Consider the following 18,858-nt stretch of genomic DNA (forward strand, 5'->3'; position numbering starts at 1 on the left):
GTCAGAAATACCCATATGTGAAAATAATATTTACAAAAGAAGATGGAGGAGGCGAGGACAATGAAACACCCGTTCGATTTCAGGTGTCTGGAACAGCGCGGAACTGTGCGTGAAGACCGCGGCGGGGTGCGGCCGTGACCGGGTTTGCACCGACTGTCGGCGTCTCCTCGACGCATCCGAAGAACATGCCGGCCGATCATGCGGCTTTGCCGGTCTGGAATGCTGAAAACTGGTTTTACGAGGATTGGCCGGTCGGACAGAAAATCCGTTCGCTGCGGCGCACGATTTCCGAAAGCGACAGTCACCTCTTCAACACGCTGGTCACCGATATCCATCCCTATGTGCAGGACCAGATGTTTGCGGAAAGCGAAGGCATTTTCGGCAGGCGGCTCGTCGCCGGTGCCTTTGTCTTTTCCGCCGGGCTTGGCCTTGTTGCGACCAACTGCGTCAACGCCTTTTCCTATGGTTATGACAAGTTGCGTTTCATCAAACCCGTGTTCCTGAACGATACGATTTATACGATCAGGACCAATCTCGATAAGCGTCCGCGCTACAAGGATTTGGGGCTGATCCGCGCCAGCTATGAAGTGTTCAAGAACGAAGGCGAGCTCGTCCTCTACTGCGAGCATCTGCAAACGGTGAAATACCAGAATCCCGCCGATTTTATTGGAAAGACCGAGAAGTGATGACCACGGACAATGCTGATCTGCCGCTTGCCGGCCTGCTCGTCGTTGATATGAGCCAATTCCTGTCGGGCCCCTATGCCTCGCTGCGCCTGATGGATCTCGGCGCGCGGGTCATCAAGATCGAGCGCCCCGACGGCGGCGATCTCTCACGCCGGCTTTATCTGAGCGATACCGAAATCGGCGGTGACTCGACGATTTTTCACGCGATCAACCGTGCCAAGGAAAGTCTTGCGATCGACCTGAAAAGTGAGAGCGACCTGGCTTCCCTGCGAAAACTGCTCGGCAAGGCCGATGTCCTCATCCAGAATTTCCGCCCCGGCGTCATCAAACGACTGGGACTGGACTACGACGCGGTGAAAGCCATCAATCCGCGGCTAGTCTATGCCAGCATCAGCGGCTACGGTGAGGAGGGCCCGTGGGTCGGCCGCCCCGGGCAGGATCTGCTGGCGCAATCGCGCTCCGGCCTGATGTGGCTGAATGGCGATGAAAGCCAGGGACCCGTGCCGTTCGGGCTTGCGGTCGCCGACATGCTGGCGGGTGCCGCCACGGTTCAGGGGGTTCTTGCCGCCTTGGTGCGGCGCGGGATCAGCGGAACCGGCAGCCATATCGAAACAAGCCTGCTGGAATCGCTGATCGATTTCCAGTTCGAAGTGCTGACCACCCATTTGAATGACGGCCGCCGGCTGCCCAAGCGCTCTGATTTCCGCAGTGCGCATGCCTATCTCTCTGCCCCATACGGCGTTTACCCGACCAAGGACAATTATCTGGCTCTTGCCATGACGCCGTTGCCCAAGCTCGCTGATCTTCTCAGCCTGGATGAACTGGCACCCTATCGCGATACGCCCGCCAGCTGGTTTACCGCCCGGGATGAGATCAAACGCATCATCGCCCAAAAACTCGCCACACAGGAGACCGAGCATTGGCTTTCGATCCTTGAACCCGCTGATATCTGGTGCGCGAAAGTGCTGAACTGGGAAGAACTGATGGCAAGCGACGGCTTCAAGGTTCTCGATATGCTGCAAAGGGTGGATCGGGCGGACAATGTTTCCATTCTCACGACTCGGTCGCCTATCCGGGTCAACGGCAAACGGGCAAAGTCCGACCGCGCCGCGCCGCGCATTGGCGAGCACAGCGAGGCGATCCGCAAGGAGTTCGGTCTGTGAGCGATATCACGTTGAAAGGCATGACGTGGAGCCATCCGCGCGGCTACGACCCCATGGTTGCCTGCTCTAGGCTCTGGCAGGAGAAGACAGGCGTCACGGTGGAATGGGCCAAGCGTTCGCTGCAGGACTTTGAGTCCTTTCCAGTTCAGGAACTGGCGCGAACCTACGATCTGATCGTCATCGATCATCCGCATGTCGGGCAGATTACGGCAGAGAACTGCCTCGCCCCGCTGGATGTTGCCGGCCGGGAGGCGGAGCGCCGCGCGCTGCTCAAGGGCAGCGTCGGGCAATCCTATCCAAGCTACCACTGGCAGGGACATCAATGGGCATTTCCGATCGATACGGCAACGCAGGTCTGTGCCTGGCGCCCCGATCTCCTGGAGCGGTCACCCGGCAGCTGGGATGAAATGCTGGTTCTCGCCCGCGCAGGCAGGATCCTTCTTCCGCTCCGGCCGCCGCATTCGCTGATGACCTTTTATACTCTGAGCGGCAACATGGGGATGCCCTGCGCCACGACAACCGGAGAGTTGATCGAACCGCAGCATGGGGTTCGTGTGCTGGAAATGATGCGCGAGATCAGTGCCCTCGTCGATCCCGCGTGTTTCGAGATGGACCCGATTGCCGTGCTTGAACGGATGGCCGAGGCCGGATCGGCGGTTGCCTGCGCGCCGCTGATCTATGGTTACGTCAACTACGCCATTGCGGGATTTCGGCCGCATCTTGTGGCCTTTGCCGACATTCCAACCGCGGGCAACAGCGGGCCAATGGGTTCTGCCCTCGGCGGAACCGGGATTGCCGTTTCTGCCTTTTCCGAACACCGGCAAGCGGCTGTCGATTTCGCCTACTGGATTGCCAGCGGCGACGTCCAGCGTGGTCCTTATGCGCACACGGGCGGCCAGCCGGGGCACGCGGACGCGTGGGAAGACGAGGCGGTGAATATGGCGACGTCAGATTTCTACACCGCAACGCGCCGGACATTGGAAGCGGCGTGGGTGCGCCCGCGCCACAATGGTTACATGGCCTTTCAGCAATCCGCGTCGGATTGCCTTAACGCGGGTTTGCGCGGGCACAGTGGGGCGGAGACCATTGTTGATGATCTCAACGATCAATTCCGCCGGAGCTTCGATAGGTGATGTCAGCCCGTCTTGCCGGCGCGCATTTGTCCGGAGCGGCCATACTCGCTCGGGCAAATACCGATGCCGCGCTGGCATTCAGGCGGGTTTTTCCCCGTAATCTCGGTTTGCCGCGGTGTCCATGTCGCATAGGTTGAGCCACAGGCAGACAAAGCCAGGCCACAGAGGAGTGTTGCGACAGTGATGAATTTCATTCTAAGACCTCGACCCAAACAATGAAGGTCACATCTGCCGCAAATGGAACAGAATGTCAAAGCGGTAAGGGCGTGTGCCGGGTGGATTGCGTCAAGCGTATCGCTTTTCGGGCCGGGTGTCCGTTCCGTTGACGTCCGGATGGGCATTGACGGCCGTGATCACCGCAAGAGCGGCGAGTGAGTTTACGCTGCGATTGCCGCGGTTGAATGCGGTCATCACGGTCTCCGCGATAATCCTCGCTTCGTCATCGGTGCTTGACTGCACGAGAAGGGTGGCAGCGGCCCTGTTGTAGGCCGCCAGCATCAGGTCCCAATCATCCTGCGAATAGGCTGGCTCTGGAGGATTTGTGAAAGGCATGGGGAATAGTCCTTTCCTGAATCGAATGAAATCCCGCTTGGGAAAAAAGCTAGCCCTTCAAATGCGGCATGGCAATTCGAAACGATTTGTTGCGGCTGCGGAAGAGCTTACCGCAGTGCAAACAGACGAGCGGCGTATCGGAATATGGCAGATGGCATCACGGGTATTGAGCCGGCTTCCACGGCCTGCTAGATGCTGGTCCCAAGCCCGCTACATCGTGTTTTCAGCGTCTGTTCTGGCTTGGATATGCCGCGAAAGCCGGGCCCATCTCTGGCTGAACCAGGGCGTGACAAGTGAAACCTTTTCAAAGTGTTGGTTGGAGAAGGACGGCTTGGTCTCCTCGAACGTCCAGACCTTGAAGTTCGTCAGCTGGTGCGGCCCGAATGTATAGATAAGAGGGATATCAGCGGCGTCCCGCCCACGGGCGACAACAATGCGGCCAATGCGGCGCTTGTTATGGCGCGCGTCGAATGTGTGCCACTTACCGCCGAGGTAAACTTCGAACCAGGCGTTGAAATCCATGGGGGCGGGATCGGCGGGAACGCCGATATCGCCCATGTATCCGTTGACGTAACGGGCCGGAATGTTCATGCAGCGGCAGAAGGCCACGGCCAGATGCGCAAAGTCGCGGCATACGCCGACCCGCTCTTCATGCGCTTGCGCGGCGGTCCGCGTGGCACGGGCAAAACCATAGCTGAACGTCAGGCGCTGATTGACGTAATCACAGATCGCCTGAACACGTGTCCAGCCGGGCTCCACCTGACCGAAGAGGTTCCATGCCAGATTGCTGAGCTCGTCCGTTTCGCAGTACCGGCTTGCCGACAGAAAGGCCAGACACTCGGTCGGCAGCTTGTCGACGGTCAACTCCCGGGCATCGCCGTCAACTGGGTCGGGTAAGCCATCATCCCGCAGCACCGCGTCGTATTTCAACGATAGATTTCCGGCAGGAGCCAGAAGGCGCAGACAATTATTCCCGAAGAGATCGCGAAAATTCTCCAGCTTCACACCGGGTGTTGCGACGGGGCCGCGTTCACAAACAATGTCGGAAAGCCGGTCCGACTCCAGATTCAGATAGGTCGTCATAGGTGTTGGTTCGTTGCATTGAATAGCAATTTCATATCCGACACGGATCAACATGGCGCATCCTTTTGGGGTTTTGAGGAAAACGCGACAATGACGGTTTGGGTTCCTGTCCGGCGAAATAAAATATCGCGCGAGGGCATCCCTGCAGGGTCCTTCAGCTTTTGTTGACCATAGGCCGGTAAAATCTGAAACGAATGCGCTTGAAGCCCGTTATGCCCAGAGAGCGCCATCGCGGAAAACCGGTGGATACCCACAGGACAGGCCGCTTTGAGGATTGGGTGCGCATTGGAAGGTGAATGCCAATCTTGCTCCAGAAATGGTTGGGAAGGGCTATGGCAGTAAAACACGGAACATCACATCGACGGGTCGCCGCTGTCGTCCGCGCGCAGATCACGCGGCAGGAGTTCCGCAATGCGGTGCAATCCTCCCAGCCGTCTCAGGCCGACCGGGAACTCCCTTCCCAGTTCGTCGAGTTGCTCAAACGCCTGGAGAAGGCCGAGAAACCCAAACGATAGCATTCCTGTGAAAAGCCCGGGTCAGTTCCGGCTGGCATCCTGCATGACCTTGCCCTGGGAGGCGAGGTGCGGGTAACGGCCATATTTTGCCGTGTGCTGGACAAAGCTGCCAAACGACAAGGCAAACGCCAGGAAGATGAAAAAGACGATGCCAAGACGCTGTGCAAGCATGACAGATACCCCCGGTGTAACTGGCGCGACAATAGGCGGGGCAACCTGAATAGACGTGGAATCCGTCGTTCATCCAGCGTTTCGATTTGTTAAAAGTTTATGAAATTTTCGCTTGTGCCGGGGGCATTCCGGCCTTGCCCGCGGCAGCGGGTTTTCTGACCGACCAGCGGTGATGCAGCCGTGCCAGCATCAGGTAGATGACGGGCGTCGTGTAGAGGGTCAGAACCTGCGAGACGATGAGGCCGCCGACGATGGTGATGCCGAGCGGACGGCGCAGCTCCGTGCCCGGACCAGTGGCAATGATCAGCGGTATGGCGCCCATGATGGCGGCGAGTGTTGTCATGAGGATTGGCCGGAAGCGCTTGAGACACGCCTGATAAATGGCCTCTTCGGCCGAGAGGCCGGAAACCCGTTCGCCGTGCAGGGCGAAATCCACCATCATGATGCCGTTCTTCTTGACGATGCCGATCAGAAGGATGATGCCGATGAAGGCGATCAGTGTCAGGTCCGTGCCTGTCACCACCAGTGCCAGCAGGGCGCCAAGCCCGGCAGACGGCAAGGTGGATATGATGGTCAGCGGATGGGCGAGACTTTCATAGAGAATGCCCAGCACGATGTAGACCGTCAGCAGGGCTGCCAGGATAAGCAGGGGCTGGCTGCCCGTGGATTGGGTGAGGGATGCCGCATCGCCGGCAAATTCCGCGTGCAGCGAATCTGGAAGATGCATTTCGAGCACAGCCGCCTGCACCGCATTGTTTGCCTCTTCCAGTGACGTTCCCAGAGCCAGATTGTAGGAAATGGTGACGGACGGAAACTGGCCCTGATGGTTGACGACGAGGGGTGCCAGCGTGCGCTCGATCCTGGCCACGCTGCTGAGTGGCACCTGAATTCCACCGGTTCCGGTGACATGAAGATTGGCGATCTGCGCGGGGTCGCGTGCATAGTCATTGTTCGCTTCAATCACCACGCGGTACTGGTTGCGTGCGGAATAGATGGTGGAAATCTGCCGTTGCGAAAAGGCATTGTTGAGCGCGCTATCTATATCGCCGATTGCAACGCCCATCCGGGCTGCGGCAACGCGGTCAATGGTGACATTGGCCTGCAAGCCGTTCGGCTGGCGGTCCGTCGCAACGTCAGTCAACCCCGGTTCCTGCTTCAGGCGGTCGAGTATCTTTGGCGCCCAGGTGACCAGTTCGTTGTAGTTGGCATCCCACAGGGTGAACTGATATTGCGACTGGGTCGAGCGGCCGCCGGCACGGATGTCGCCCGGTGAAAAAAGGAAGGTCGAAAGGCCTGCCACGGATGCAAGCGATTTGCGCATGCGGTCGATGACGACAGCGGTCGGGTCGCGTTCTTTCTCCGGTTTCAGCGAAATCAGCAGTTGTCCGCGATTGACGCCGGAGGAAAAACCGCCGCCACCCACCGAGGAGCCAACGCCCGCAACCGCCGGGTCCTGGCCCGCGATCTCTGCCGCCTGCCGTTGCAACAGCACCATGGCCGGATAGGAGATGTCGGTGGAGGCCTGCGTGCCACCCATGATGAAGCCCGTATCGTCCTGCGGGAAAAAGCCCTTGGGAACCTTGATGTAGAGAAAGATCGTGATGGCTACGCAGGCAAAAATCACGAGAACAGCCAGAACCCGGTGATAGAGAACGCTCTTCAGTGTGCGGCCATAGAAACCGATAACCGCATCCAGCGTGCCTTCGACGATACGGCCGAAAATACCCGGGCGTGCGTCGGTGTCATGGGCCTTCAGTCTATGTCCGCAGATCATGGGTGTGACGGTCAGCGATACCACGGTGGAAACCGCGATGGTGAATGCAAGCGTCAGCGAGAATGTCTGGAAGAAACGGCCGACAATGCCACCCATGAAGAAGAGGGGAATGAAGGCGGCGAGCAATGACAGGCTGATCGAGACAACGGTGAAACCGATCTGCCGCGCGCCTTCGAGTGCTGCGCGCATCGGCTTCATGCCCGCCTCCAGATTGGCATAGATGTTTTCGATCATCACAATGGCATCGTCGACAACGAACCCGACGGATACGGCCAGTGCCATCAGGGAAAGATTGTCGATGGACAGGCCCCAGGCCCACATGGCGGCAAAAGTGCCGGCCAGCGACAAGGGCACTGTGACCCCCGCCGCAATGGTCGGTGTCGCGCGCCGCAGGAAAACCATGACGACCGCCATCACCAGGCAAATGGTTGCCAGAAGGGTCCACTGCATATCGTTGACGCTGGCATGGATGGTCGTGGTTCGGTCCGAGAGGACGGCAATGTCGATGCCCGGAGGGATCAGCCGTTTCAGATCGGGCAGCAATGTCTTTACCGCATCGACGGTGGTGATGACATTGGCATTGGCCTGCTTCGTGATGTTGAGAAGCACGGAGGGCTTGCCGTTATACCAGGCATCCGAACGGCTGTTTCTCACACCCTGGTCGACAGTGGCGATATCGGAAAGGCGCACGGCAGTTCCGTCGCCGCTGCGGATAATGACGCGGCCGTAATCCTCCGGCGTTTTCAGCTGCGCATTGGTGCCGATCGAGAAGGCAAAATCAGCGCCGTCGATGGAGCCCACCGGCTCGGCAACATTGGCGTTGGTGATCGCCGTGCGCACATTGTCGAGTGACATGCCCATGGCGGCCAGCCGGTCGGGATCGAGGCGGATGCGCACGGCGGGCTGATCAGCGCCGCTGGCCGTCACCTCGCCGACGCCGTCGACTTGCGAAATGCGCTGGACGATAACCGTGTCTGCCGCATCATAGATGGCGCTGGCAGAGATCGTATCCGACGTCAGCGCCAGAATGAGGACCGGTGCGGCTGCCGGGTTGACCTTGCGGAAGCTGGGCAGCGTCGGCAGATCGGACGGCAAGTCGGTTGCCGCCGCATTGAGCGCGGCCTGCACATCCTGTGCCGCACCGTCGACATCGCGCGACAGATCGAACTGGACTGTGATGTTGGTCGATCCGAGCGAACTGACCGAGGTCAGTTCGGTAACGCCGGCGATGGAGCCCAGGCGGCGTTCCAGCGGAGCGGCGACGCTGGCGGCCATTGTCGCAGGATCGGCGCCGGGACGGCTGGCCGATACGCGGATCGTGGGCAGGTCGACCGATGGCAGGCTGGCAACCGGCAGAAAGCCATAGGCAACAATCCCGAGCATCAGCAGCCCCAGTGCCAGAAGCGTGGTTCCAACAGGTCTGCGGATGAACGGGTCCGAAATGTTCATAGGGCGCCGTCCGTTTCAGGGGCGGGCGTGCCGGTCGGCCGTCCGACGATACGGCTGCGCAGCCGTTCGAAACCGAGATAGATGACGGGCGTCGTGTACAAGGTCAGAAGCTGGCTGAGGACGAGGCCGCCAATGATGCTGATGCCGAGCGGGATACGCAGTTCCGATCCTGTCCCTTGGGCAAGCGCCAGCGGCAGGGCGCCGAAGAGCGCCGCGAGCGTGGTCATCATGATCGGGCGAAAGCGCAGGATCGACGCTTTGACAATCGCTGCGCGCGGATCCAGCCCTTCGGTTCGTTCCGCCTCGAGGGCAAAGTCGATCATCATGATCGCGTTCTTCTTGACGATACCCATCAGCAGCACAATGCCGATAAGCGCGATGATGGACAGGTCCTGGCCAAACAGCATCAGTGCAACCAATGCGCCGACACCCGCCGAGGGCAGTGTCGACAGGATGGTGATCGGATGGATCGCGCTTTCGTAAAGCACGCCAAGCACGATGTAGATCGTGACGATGGCCGCGAGGATCAGCCATGGCTCACCCGCGAGAGAGTTGGCAAACTCAGCGGCATCGCCGGAATATTGCCCGCGGATGGAGTCGGGCAGGGCGATTGCCTTTTGCGCCGCTTGGATTGCGGTCACTGCGTGGCTGAGCGATGCCCCCGGAGCAAGGTCGAAACTGACCGTAACGGCAGGAAACTGCTCGTCATGGCCGATGACGAGGGGAGCCGTCGTGAACGAGGCAGTGGCAAACGCGCTCAGTTGCACCTGCGTGCCGTTGGCGCCGCTGACGTAAAGCTTCCCCAGCGATTTCGGGTCTGCCTGATATTGCGGCGAGGCCTCGAGGATGATGCGGTATTGGTTCGCCTGTCCGTAAATGGTGCCGATCTGGCGCTGCCCGAAGGCATCATTGAGGGTGTCGCTGACCGCCTGCATCGACACACCGAGCCGGGATGCGGTTTCCCGGTCGACATTGACGAAGATGCGTCCGCCGCCCATTTCCACTTCCGAAGCGACATTGATAAGAGACGAATCGCGCTGCAGTTCCGTTGCAAGCCGCTGCGCCCAGTTGACGACGGTCGCCGTGTCCGTGCCGGTCAACGTATACTGATAGGGTGCACGGCTGGTCCGGGTGCTGATGCGGATATCCTGCACGCTTTGGAACGTGACCTGCACACCGGGAATACCGGTGGTTTCGCTGCGCAGGCGATCGATGATCTGTGAGGCGGAATCCGACCGCTGGTCTTGCGGTTTCAGCACAAGGCTGAGTGTGCCCGTGTTGGGCGTGAGATTGGTTGTGCTGGTTCCAACGACGGAAACAACACCGGCGACGTCGGGATCGTGCTGCAGCCTGTCGGTGACGATAGCCTGGGTCCGCTTGATCGCCTCGAACGAGGTTGTCGGCTCGGTTTCGATGATCGCGGTTATCAGCCCCGTATCCTGCGAGGGCAGGAAGCCTTTGGGAATAATGATATAAAGTGCAATGGTTGCCGCCAGTGTGATGGCTGTCAGCAGCAGCATGAGCTTGCTGCGGTCCAGCGCCCAGAGAAGGCTGCTGCGGTAACCCGCTATGATCCGGTCCATCCCGCGATCAATGCCATGCAGAATGCCGCGGCGCTCGCCTTCGCCCTTGCCGTGCAGGATGCGGGCGCACATCATCGGCGTCAGCGTCAATGAAACCACCGCCGACACGACAACTGCTATCGTCAGCGTCAAAGCAAATTCGCGGAACATGCGCCCGACAATGCCCGTCATGAAGAGCAGTGGAATGAATACGGCGATCAGCGAAACGGTCAGCGATATGATGGTGAAGCCGATCTCGCCCGCGCCCTTGAGCGCTGCATCCAGCGGGCCTTCACCATCTTCTATGTGACGCACGATATTCTCGATCATCACGATGGCATCGTCGACCACGAAGCCGGTGCCGATGGTGAGAGCCATCAAGGAGAGATTATCAAGACTGAACCCGGCAAACCACATCACGCCGAATGTCGCCACAAGCGACAGCGGCAGGGCAACGCCCGCAATGATGGTGGCCCGGACAGTTCGCAGGAAGATGAAGACGACGAGGATGACGAGCGCGACACTGATGGCGAGGGTCAGCTGCACGTCATGGATCGATGCGCGGATGGTGTTGGTCCGGTCGTTCACCACATCCAGCGTGACACCCGCCGGCAAGGCCTGTTTGAGCCGCGGAATCTGTTGCAGCACGCGCGAAACCGTATCGATGACATTGGCACCCGGCTGCCGCATGACGTCGATGACGACCGCGGGCTGCCCCTGGTACCAGGCGCCGACACGGGCATTTTCCAGCCCTTCAACTACCGTCGCCACGTCCTTGAGCAGGACGGGGGAACCATTCTTGTACGTCACGATGATCGCATTGTAATTCTGCGGATCGACGATCTGGTCATTGGCCGAAATGGTATAGGACTGATGGGTGCCATCAAGCGCGCCCTTGGCGCCGGCGACGCTGGCATTGGTGATTGCCGAGCGGATGTCTTCAAGCGATATGCCATAGGAGGCAAGCCGCGGCAGGTCCGCCTGTATCCGCACCGCCGGCCGCACGCCGCCCTGGATATTGACATTGCCGACGCCCGTGACTTCGCTCAGGCGCTGCGCCATCATCGTATCGGCAAAATCGCTAAGGTTGCGGATCGAATAACTCGTCGAGCGCAGGGCAAGGGTGATGATCGGTGTATCGGCGGGATTTACCTTCGCATAGGTCGGCGGGTAGGGCAGGGTTCGCGGCAGCATGGAACCGGCGGCGTTGATCGCGGCCTGTACATCTTGCGCTGCCCCGTCGATATCCCGGTCGAGATCGAACTGGAGGGTCACCTGGCTGATGCCGAAAGCGCTTGATGAAACCATCGACGAAAGGGAAGGAATTTGCCCCAGCTGCCTTTCGAGCGGCGCGGTAACGAGCGAAGCCATGGTGTCGGGATTGGCGCCCGGCAGCTGCGTCGTCACCTGGATCGTCGGAAAGTCCACCTGCGGCAAGGGGGCAACCGGCAGCGCGAGATAGCCGAGGATGCCGCCGAGCAGGACGGCAATCCCCAGCAGCGAGGTTGCGATCGGACGGTGGATGAAGGGGGTGGAAACACTCATTTCGCGGTTCCGTTGTCAGCCTCTTCGCCGTTTGCGCCAGCATTCTTCTGGTTGCGCCGTTTGTGCTGCCGTTCGCCGCTCTTGGGTGCGCCCGCCGGTTGTTTGTCATCGGCCGCCGGGGTGCTGTCCGGTGCAGGCGCAGCCCCCTGATCCCCGGCGCTGGTCACCTGCACCTTGGCGCCATCCTGCAGGCGGGCAAAGCCGGTGGTGACAACGCGGTCGCCGGCTGCGACGCCATCGGTAATGACTGCCTGCACATCGTCTTGCTGTCCCACGGTGACCGGGCGCATGGCAACCGTATCGCCCTGCTGGAGCAGATAGACAAAGGTTCCCGATGGCCCGCGCTGCACCGCTGCGGTGGGGACGACAATCGCACCGCTCAGCGTCTGGACAAGCAGGCGCGCATTGACGAATGCGCCGGGCCAGAGAACGAGTTTGTCATTGGGGAAATTGGCCTTCAGCTTCACCGTTCCCGTTGTCGGATCGACCTGATTGTCAATGACGGCAAGCGTGCCGTTGTCGATGACGGTTTTGCCGTCGCCGGAAATGGCTTGTACGGCCAATGTGCTGGCCGAACTTGCCCGGTTGATCTTGCTCAATTGCTGTTGGGGAATGGCGAATTGCACCGATATCGGCTTGATCTGCGAGAGTGTCACGATGCCCGTCGCATCGGAGGTGCTGACGATATTGCCGATATCGACATTGCGGATGCCGGTGCGCCCGTCAATGGGCGCGCGGATGACCGTGTAGTTGAGTGTTGCCTGCGCGCTTTCGATGGCGGCCTCGTCGGATTTGATCTGCGCTTCGTATTGCGCCACCAGCGCGCGCTGCGTGTCTGCCTGCTGCTGGGTGCCGGCATTGGTCTGGGCAAGCTTGGTATACCGTTCGAGGTCAAGCTTGGAATTGGCAAGCAGTGCCTGATCCTGTGCCTTCTTTGCCGTCGCCTGGTCGAGCTGTGCCTTGTAGATCGCATCATCGATGCGGGCGAGCACGTCGCCCGCCTTCACGTCCTGTCCTTCCTGGAATTCGATGGCCGCCAGTTTGCCGCTGACCTGCGAACGCACCACCACGGAATTGAGAGGCCGCACCGATCCGACGCCATCGATATAGACCGGGACATCGGCGGATTTGGCGTCAGTCACCAGGACAGGTGTGGGGCCGAGGCTCTGTCCGCCACCGCGCCGTGACCCGCCCCGGCGTCCGGTGTCACTCTGGCCGCCGGACGGGGCGGCAGCATTCTGCGCCGCAACGCCCAGACCATTTGTCCACCAGCGATCCCGCGTCACATAAGCGCCTGCACCCAGCGCCGCAATGACCAGGATCGATACCAGGACACGCGATTTCGATACCATTCATTCACCTGTTCTTGTCATCCCTCGAAAGGGCATAAGTTAAACAGGACATTAGCGGGTATTGGGGTTGCTTGGAAATTGCCGCAGCCATTAAATTTTGTCCATATTTGAGCCGCTTTTGCTTGCGTCCATACGCCGTTCAAGGCTAGGAACAATCCGAAACAGATCGCCCTTCTCAAGGTGCCACTTGCTGACTGCCACACGGCTCTATATTGCGTCTTTCGCCCTGACGCTTGTCGCCCTCTTTGCCGTCCTGCAGCTAGGACTGCTTTCGGCTCTGCTATCCGGACTTCTTGTCTACAATCTTGTTCATCTGGCCGCGCCACAGCTGGGTAAACTGGGTGTTTCCAACAGCTTGACGAAGACCCTGGCGCTGGCCCTGCTGGCGATCATTTTCATTCTTCTGATCGTTGCCGCCGTGGTCAGCGGACTCGGACAATTGACCAACGGTACCGAAGGGGTTGTCTCGCTGTTCAAGAAGATGGCTGAGATCATCGATACGGCGCAGGTTCACCTGCCGGACTGGGCGAAGGCGTATTTCCCGGCCAGCCTCGACGAGCTGGAATCCATGGCGGCCAAGTGGCTGCGCGAACATGCCGGCCAGCTGCAGCTTGTCGGGCGCGATTTCGGTGTCCTGATCGTTCGCGTCATCGTCGGCATGGTGATCGGCGGCATGATCGCGCTGAGCACGGTGAATATGTCGCGCGAGCCGGGCCCTCTGGCTGTCGCGCTGGTCGAGCGGGCCAGCCTGCTCAGCGGCGCGTTCCGCAACATCGTTTTCTCGCAGATCCGCATTTCGGCGCTGAACACGTTCCTGACGGCGATCTACCTCGTCGTCATCCTGCCGATCCTTGGCGTGCACCTGCCGCTGGTCAAGACCATGATCGTCGTGACCTTTGTCGCCGGTCTCCTGCCGGTCATCGGCAACCTGATTTCCAATACCATCATCGTCGTTGTGGGTTTGAGCGTGTCGTTCATCGCTGCCGTCGGTTCACTCGCCTTCCTCGTCGTCATTCACAAGCTCGAATATTTCCTGAATGCCCGGATCATCGGCGCCCGGATCAAGTCCCGCTCCTGGGAATTGCTGCTCGCAATGGTAGTGCTGGAAGCGTGGTTCGGCGTGGCCGGTCTCGTCGCCGCCCCTATCTACTACGCCTATCTGAAGGACGAGCTGACGCTGCGCAAGCTCATCTAATCCGCCGGGTCGGTTGGGCTGCGCGCAAACAGCTGTTCGAACCCATCGACATATTTCTCAAAAAGCTTGGAGAAGATTTCGATGTCTTCAGGCGACCAGTCGGCGACCACGCTTTCGACAATGGACTGCTTCAGCGCGTGAAGTTCGGCGACCAGCCGTTGTCCGAGCGCCGTCATGACCACGACGATCCGCCGTGCATCGTTCTGCGAGGCCTTGCGGCGCAACACGTTCTTGGCGACCATCTCGGCCACGATGCGGCTGGCGCGCGAGGGGTCGATCCGCAGGGTTTCGGCAATGACGCCGACCGTCACCTCGCCGGCGAGTTCCCCGCGGCGGACCGCATCGAGAACGTCGAGATGGGTCAGTTCGAGACCGGGTGCCAGCTTCTGGATGGCAAGTCGGCCAATCACCCGCCGGCCCGTCATCAGCCGCATGCGGGTCATCACCCGCCCGATGCGCAGGAGATCATCATTCGACCCGGTTTGCGGGGTTTCAATTTTTTGTGTCGTCGTGATTTCTGTCATGATTCCAGCATAACAGATGCCTGTCGGCATTAAAATATGCAAAAGGCATTAAAGTGCGATTGACATATGTATGCTAATAGCACATAAATTGCGCCAATCAAAACCGGATACCCCGCTCCATGAACACGCCCAATACGTTCGAGCCGCTCGTTGCGGACCCGCGCAAGCGTCTGATGCTTTTCTTCTTCCTGATGGCGGCCATGTTCATGGCCGTGCTCGACAATCAGATCGTGTCGACGGCGCTGCCGACCATTGTCGGCGAGTTCGGCGAGCTTGAGCGCTTCGCCTGGATCGGCTCGGCCTATCTGCTTGCCGTCAGTGCGGTGATGCCGGTCTATGGCAAGCTGGGCGACCTGTTCGGGCGCAAATATGTGATGATCGCCGCCATATCCATCTTCACGCTGGGTTCGGCGGTCTGCGGTCTTGCCATTTCCATGAACACGCTGATTGCAGCGCGCGTGCTGCAGGGCCTCGGTGGCGGCGGCGTCATGGTCTCGATTTTTTCTGTGACTGCCGATCTGTTCGAGCCGCGCGAGCGCGCCCGTTACCAGAGCTATATCAGTCTTGTGTTCATGGCGTCCGGTGCCATCGGGCCGGTGCTCGGCGGCACGATGAGCGACCTGTTCGGCTGGCGTTCGATCTTCCTGATCAACCTGCCGATCGGCATTGCCGTCATTGCCGGGTTGGCCTTCATGCTGCCCTACCGCAAACCGGCACGCCGGCCGAAGATCGACTATGCCGGTGCCATCCTGCTCGCCCTGACCACGACCAGCCTTGTTCTGGCCGCCGATGGCGCCCAGCTGTTCGGTTCGCTGCTGGCACCCCAGACTGTCTCGCTCGTGGCATTTGCCGTCCTTTGCGCCACGGCATGGATCCTGGTCGAGCGCAAAGCGCCCGAACCGATCATACCGTTGTCGCTGTTCCGCAATTCGACCTTCACCCTGTTCCTGATCATTTCGATCGCCAGCGGTTCGATCGCCATCGGCATGGTCAATTACTTCGCCTTCTTCCTGCAGACCACGACGGGCCTGTCCCCGTCGCTCGCAGGGCTGCTGTTCATCCTTCTGACGGGTGGCATTGTCGGCGGCTCGCTGCTGACCGGCCGGCTGATCTCGACCACCGGCCGCTATAAATACCTGTCGGTGGCCAGTCTCACGCTCAGTGCCATTGCCTTCGGCCTGCTTACTCAGGTGCATGCGGGAACGCCTGTGGTCATCATCGGCCTGTTGATGCTCATGCACGGTGCCGGCATTGGCATCGGACAGCAGCTTCCGATTATCGGTGTCCAGAATGCAGCGGGCAGCCGCGATGTCGGCGCGGCGACCGGTTCCGTGTCGCTGGCCCGCATGGCCGGTGCCTCGATCGCCATATCAGCCTATGGCGCGATCATCGCGGCCAACCTGCCGCACGGTGCCGGTGCCATTCCCGGCGTCAGCAACATCGGCGAGCTGACGCCCAAGATGATGGCGGCACTTCCCGAGGCAACGCGCCGGATGCTTGCCGACAGCTATGCCGCTGCCTTCACGCCGCTGTTCCTGACGGCAGCCTGCATCGCCCTGTTCGGATTGCTGATGGCATTGCTCCTGAAGCCGGTACAATTGCCCGTGGCCGCTGCGGCCAAGAAGCTGGACACGGCCGTGGCCGAGGCGGCGGAATAGGAGAGGTTCCGCCGTTCGTTCGTCTTCCCGGCAGCCCCATTGCAGCCCTGACGGAAAAATGCTGATCTTTCCCTGCGCAGGCATGCTGCCTTGTCATGGAGAGCAATCATGAACCTCAAGACGTTTCTTCTGTCGCTGGGACTCCTCTTTGCCGCTGGCGCGGCGGCGGCATCCGCCGCCGAGCGCTGGGAGCAGTTGCCGGATCCCGCGCCTATGCCGGTGGCCGCCAAGAGCGGCACCGCCCTGGTCAATGGCATCCAGATGTATTATGCGGTCTACGGTTCCGGATCGCCCGTACTGCTCATTCATGGCGGGCTCGGCTACAGCGATATCTGGGGCGGGCAGGTGACTGACCTTGCCAAGGACCACATGGTCATTGTCGCCGACAGCCGCGGCCACGGGCGCTCGACCCGCAACGCCGATCCTTTCAGCTATGACCTGATGGCGTCTGACTATCTGGCCCTGCTCGACTATCTCAAGATAGACAAGACGGCGCTGGTCGGCTGGAGCGATGGCGGTATCATCGGCATCGACATCGCCATGCATCACCCGGAACGTCTGACAAAGGTTTTCGCGCAGGCCGCCAACACCACGGTGGATGGCGTCAAGCCGGATGTGCTGCAGAACAAGACCTTTGCCGGTTACATCGACAAGGCCGGCGGCGTGTACAGGAAAATCTCACCGACACCGGCGGAGTACGATGCCTTTGTCGAGCAGATCAGCGGCATGTGGGCCAGCCAGCCGAACTGGACTGACGATGACCTGAAGACGATCAAGACACCCATTGCCGTCGTCCTCGGCGATCATGACGAGGCGGTCAGCCGCGAGCACACGGACTACATGGCCAAGACCATTCCCGGCGCCAGGCTGGTGATACTGGACAATGCCAGCCACTTCGCCATGCTGCAGGACCCGGCGGGCTACAACCAGGCCGTGCGCGATTTCATTGATAAGTAGGGGGCTAGTCTTTGGGCTATCGATTAACGCGCTAGACGAACGTTTCTTGCCAGTTACAACTTCATGGCTCTGATCGTCGCGAGCCGTTCAGCATCTTGCGCTTCTTCTACCAGCCGCTTGACCCATTCAAGGGAATATGTGTAGTCCTTGTGGGCTGAGTGGTAGATGCAATATCGCTTGTCCGTGTTATTTGGTGACTGCGCACCTTTTATCGGACGGGCTTTGAATAATCGCCATGCCTTCGTATGGTCGTTAGAAGTGAATAGAACGCCACTCTTTTCAACAACGAGTTTGACTACATTCTGGGGCTTTAAAGGGTACAGCTCATCGGCCGCTACCTTTTGCGCTAGAACGTTGTGAATCTTTTTTCCTTCTGACGAGTCGGGCTTCACGAACTGAAAATGTGAATGCGTTTTAGAAGCAGAGTCGAGCGTGTAGATAACTCGAAATTGGAACTCTATATTGTTCTTCTGCTCGTCGCTCATACCGTCGGTTAAACGAGCATCTATCGCATCAATATGCTGCGGCAGTTCGTATTTGTTGATAGTGGTTACCTGTTCGATGTTCATTCGGGCGAATTGCAATGCGAACGCTAAGTCGTTCGAGAGCGTCAAATCTTTGCCGAAAAGATCGCAGAGTGCTTTCTCGAAATTAAGGCAACATGCTTGAAATATCCCAAGCCATTTCAAATCCGCTTTGCCGAGGAGCTTGTGTTCCACATCATCTCGAAGGGTTTTCAGCGCCATAAGATTTTGTTTCATGCCTTCGTTTAAAGGGAAATCTTGACGTCCCCAAAGCTCAGAGAGAGCCATCGTCTTTCCATCATCCTTGACAATACTTATCTTTTTTCGAGTGTAGAACTCGTGCATGAGATAGGTCCAAGCTACATTTGCAAGCATCGTGAACACTTCGGTTTTAAAGCGCAGCCCAGCACTATTGAACACTTGAACTGCTAAGACCATTGCCTCACGTGCGCGAATTAGTCTCTCGTGGTCATATCTATTAAGACCAGTTTGAGGATCGGTCGCCTTTTTCCATATGAGCCAGAACTCGACCTCCTCAGTAGTCGCGGCCTCTTGGCTTGCATCTTTCTTGACTGCTGAAATGCGCGCGCCGTTGATCGTCCCATTCCGGCCGCCATTAACAAGCGCCTGAATATCTTGATTGCGCCAGTTCTGCGCTAACAACCCCTTGACGATACGCTTTTCGGCGGTGGTAAGCGCGCCTTCCTTCTTCTTCTGTACCAAGAGATCCCCCATTTCTCGCGAAATTCAAGCGCAATGCTCACTTGTACCACTTGCATATTTCAACTTCGGTGGGTAGTTACTCTTAAAGTTTCCATAGGAAGTATTTCTCTTTGAATACCTTAAGCGTTTGTGGCGGTACACTCGGAGTGTTGCTTTATCAATCGCAAGTATTTCCGTCTCAGCACCAAACCATTCCTATCATTTCCTCCCCACCCCTTTCACCTCCCCACATTTCCCACTATGGTCCGCGATGAGACTGGTCGAAACGGATCGGTCTTGGGGCTTAGAAACT

General features: G+C 59.1%; 15 protein-coding genes. 6 read left to right on the forward strand and 9 right to left on the reverse strand.

Annotation, left to right across the window (positions count from 1 at the left end; genetic code table 11):
* Window positions 1–134 precede the first annotated feature (134 nt).
* From ACIQWS_RS01950 to ACIQWS_RS01960, 3 genes are read left to right on the forward strand one after another with little or no spacing between them, the layout of a single operon-like run.
* Window positions 135–686, forward strand: coding sequence for a MaoC family dehydratase (locus ACIQWS_RS01950; protein WP_403169693.1), 552 nt, complete (start codon window positions 135–137; stop codon window positions 684–686).
* Complete coding sequence (locus ACIQWS_RS01955; protein ID WP_403169696.1) at window positions 686–1,849, forward strand: CaiB/BaiF CoA transferase family protein; 1,164 nt, start codon at window positions 686–688, stop codon at window positions 1,847–1,849. Before ACIQWS_RS01950 ends, ACIQWS_RS01955 begins: the two co-directional genes overlap by 1 nt.
* A 20-nt stretch (window positions 1,850–1,869) precedes the next feature.
* A complete protein-coding gene (locus tag ACIQWS_RS01960) occupies window positions 1,870–2,982 on the forward strand; it encodes an extracellular solute-binding protein (protein WP_403177366.1) in 1,113 nt (370 codons plus the stop codon).
* 285 nt (window positions 2,983–3,267) lie between these two features.
* On the opposite strand, the gene ACIQWS_RS01965 is transcribed toward ACIQWS_RS01960, so the two are convergent.
* The 7 genes from ACIQWS_RS01965 to ACIQWS_RS01995 all read right to left on the reverse strand — a co-directional run bounded on the left by ACIQWS_RS01965 (window position 3,268) and on the right by ACIQWS_RS01995 (window position 12,985).
* Window positions 3,268–3,534: a hypothetical protein gene (locus ACIQWS_RS01965; protein ID WP_403169698.1), complete on the reverse strand. Its 267-nt coding sequence runs from the start codon at window positions 3,532–3,534 to the stop codon at window positions 3,268–3,270.
* Window positions 3,535–3,744: 210 nt separating this feature from the next.
* Window positions 3,745–4,671 (reverse strand): transglutaminase family protein, encoded by a 927-nt coding sequence (locus tag ACIQWS_RS01970; RefSeq protein ID WP_403169701.1) that lies wholly within the window; start codon window positions 4,669–4,671, stop codon window positions 3,745–3,747.
* A 299-nt stretch (window positions 4,672–4,970) separates the two neighbouring features.
* Complete coding sequence (locus ACIQWS_RS01975; RefSeq protein ID WP_346306111.1) at window positions 4,971–5,135, reverse strand: hypothetical protein; 165 nt, start codon at window positions 5,133–5,135, stop codon at window positions 4,971–4,973.
* A gap of 18 nt (window positions 5,136–5,153) precedes the next feature.
* Window positions 5,154–5,303, reverse strand: coding sequence for a hypothetical protein (locus tag ACIQWS_RS01980; RefSeq protein WP_403169704.1), 150 nt, complete (start codon window positions 5,301–5,303; stop codon window positions 5,154–5,156).
* Between the two features lie 97 nt (window positions 5,304–5,400).
* On the reverse strand, window positions 5,401–8,526 hold the full coding sequence (locus ACIQWS_RS01985) for an efflux RND transporter permease subunit (protein WP_403169707.1): 3,126 nt from the start codon (window positions 8,524–8,526) through the stop codon (window positions 5,401–5,403).
* Window positions 8,523–11,633, reverse strand: coding sequence for an efflux RND transporter permease subunit (locus ACIQWS_RS01990; RefSeq protein ID WP_403169709.1), 3,111 nt, complete (start codon window positions 11,631–11,633; stop codon window positions 8,523–8,525). Before ACIQWS_RS01990 ends, ACIQWS_RS01985 begins: the two co-directional genes overlap by 4 nt.
* Window positions 11,630–12,985, reverse strand: coding sequence for an efflux RND transporter periplasmic adaptor subunit (locus ACIQWS_RS01995; protein WP_346306115.1), 1,356 nt, complete (start codon window positions 12,983–12,985; stop codon window positions 11,630–11,632). Before ACIQWS_RS01995 ends, ACIQWS_RS01990 begins: the two co-directional genes overlap by 4 nt.
* A 187-nt stretch (window positions 12,986–13,172) precedes the next feature.
* Between ACIQWS_RS01995 and ACIQWS_RS02000 the strand changes: the two genes are divergently transcribed.
* A complete protein-coding gene (locus ACIQWS_RS02000; protein ID WP_346306116.1) occupies window positions 13,173–14,180 on the forward strand; it encodes an AI-2E family transporter in 1,008 nt (335 codons plus the stop codon).
* Here the strand turns inward: ACIQWS_RS02000 and ACIQWS_RS02005 are convergent.
* Complete coding sequence (locus ACIQWS_RS02005; RefSeq protein WP_346306117.1) at window positions 14,177–14,704, reverse strand: MarR family winged helix-turn-helix transcriptional regulator; 528 nt, start codon at window positions 14,702–14,704, stop codon at window positions 14,177–14,179. The genes ACIQWS_RS02000 and ACIQWS_RS02005 overlap by 4 nt on opposite strands.
* A 119-nt stretch (window positions 14,705–14,823) precedes the next feature.
* Between ACIQWS_RS02005 and ACIQWS_RS02010 the strand changes: the two genes are divergently transcribed.
* Window positions 14,824–16,362 carry an MDR family MFS transporter gene (locus tag ACIQWS_RS02010; protein ID WP_403169714.1) on the forward strand — a complete coding sequence of 513 codons (1,539 nt, stop codon included), beginning with the start codon at window positions 14,824–14,826 and terminating at the stop codon, window positions 16,360–16,362.
* Window positions 16,363–16,470: 108 nt separating this feature from the next.
* Entirely contained in the window at window positions 16,471–17,319 is an 849-nt protein-coding gene (locus tag ACIQWS_RS02015) for an alpha/beta fold hydrolase (RefSeq protein WP_403169716.1), read from the forward strand.
* 53 nt (window positions 17,320–17,372) lie between these two features.
* On the opposite strand, the gene ACIQWS_RS02020 is transcribed toward ACIQWS_RS02015, so the two are convergent.
* Window positions 17,373–18,566, reverse strand: a complete 1,194-nt coding sequence (locus ACIQWS_RS02020) for a DUF3644 domain-containing protein (protein WP_403169718.1) — start codon at window positions 18,564–18,566, stop codon at window positions 17,373–17,375.
* Window positions 18,567–18,858 lie beyond the last annotated feature (292 nt).

Source organism: Phyllobacterium sp. NPDC097923, from assembly GCF_044760925.1.
GTDB lineage: Bacteria > Pseudomonadota > Alphaproteobacteria > Rhizobiales > Rhizobiaceae > Phyllobacterium > Phyllobacterium calauticae.

Bases quoted from the DNA above. Each gene is read 5' to 3' on its own strand.
- ACIQWS_RS01970 (WP_403169701.1), bottom strand. From the start codon at position 4,671: ATGTTGATCCGTGTCGGATATGAAATTGCTATTCAATGCAACGAACCA.
- ACIQWS_RS01955 (WP_403169696.1), top strand. From the start codon at position 686: ATGACCACGGACAATGCTGATCTGCCGCTTGCCGGCCTGCTCGTCGTT.
- ACIQWS_RS01980 (WP_403169704.1), bottom strand. From the start codon at position 5,303: ATGCTTGCACAGCGTCTTGGCATCGTCTTTTTCATCTTCCTGGCGTTT.
- ACIQWS_RS01960 (WP_403177366.1), top strand. From the start codon at position 1,870: ATGACGTGGAGCCATCCGCGCGGCTACGACCCCATGGTTGCCTGCTCT.
- ACIQWS_RS01975 (WP_346306111.1), bottom strand. From the start codon at position 5,135: ATGCTATCGTTTGGGTTTCTCGGCCTTCTCCAGGCGTTTGAGCAACTC.
- ACIQWS_RS01985 (WP_403169707.1), bottom strand. From the start codon at position 8,526: ATGAACATTTCGGACCCGTTCATCCGCAGACCTGTTGGAACCACGCTT.
- ACIQWS_RS02005 (WP_346306117.1), bottom strand. From the start codon at position 14,704: ATGACAGAAATCACGACGACACAAAAAATTGAAACCCCGCAAACCGGG.
- ACIQWS_RS02015 (WP_403169716.1), top strand. From the start codon at position 16,471: ATGAACCTCAAGACGTTTCTTCTGTCGCTGGGACTCCTCTTTGCCGCT.
- ACIQWS_RS01965 (WP_403169698.1), bottom strand. From the start codon at position 3,534: ATGCCTTTCACAAATCCTCCAGAGCCAGCCTATTCGCAGGATGATTGG.
- ACIQWS_RS01990 (WP_403169709.1), bottom strand. From the start codon at position 11,633: ATGAGTGTTTCCACCCCCTTCATCCACCGTCCGATCGCAACCTCGCTG.
- ACIQWS_RS02010 (WP_403169714.1), top strand. From the start codon at position 14,824: ATGAACACGCCCAATACGTTCGAGCCGCTCGTTGCGGACCCGCGCAAG.
- ACIQWS_RS01995 (WP_346306115.1), bottom strand. From the start codon at position 12,985: ATGGTATCGAAATCGCGTGTCCTGGTATCGATCCTGGTCATTGCGGCG.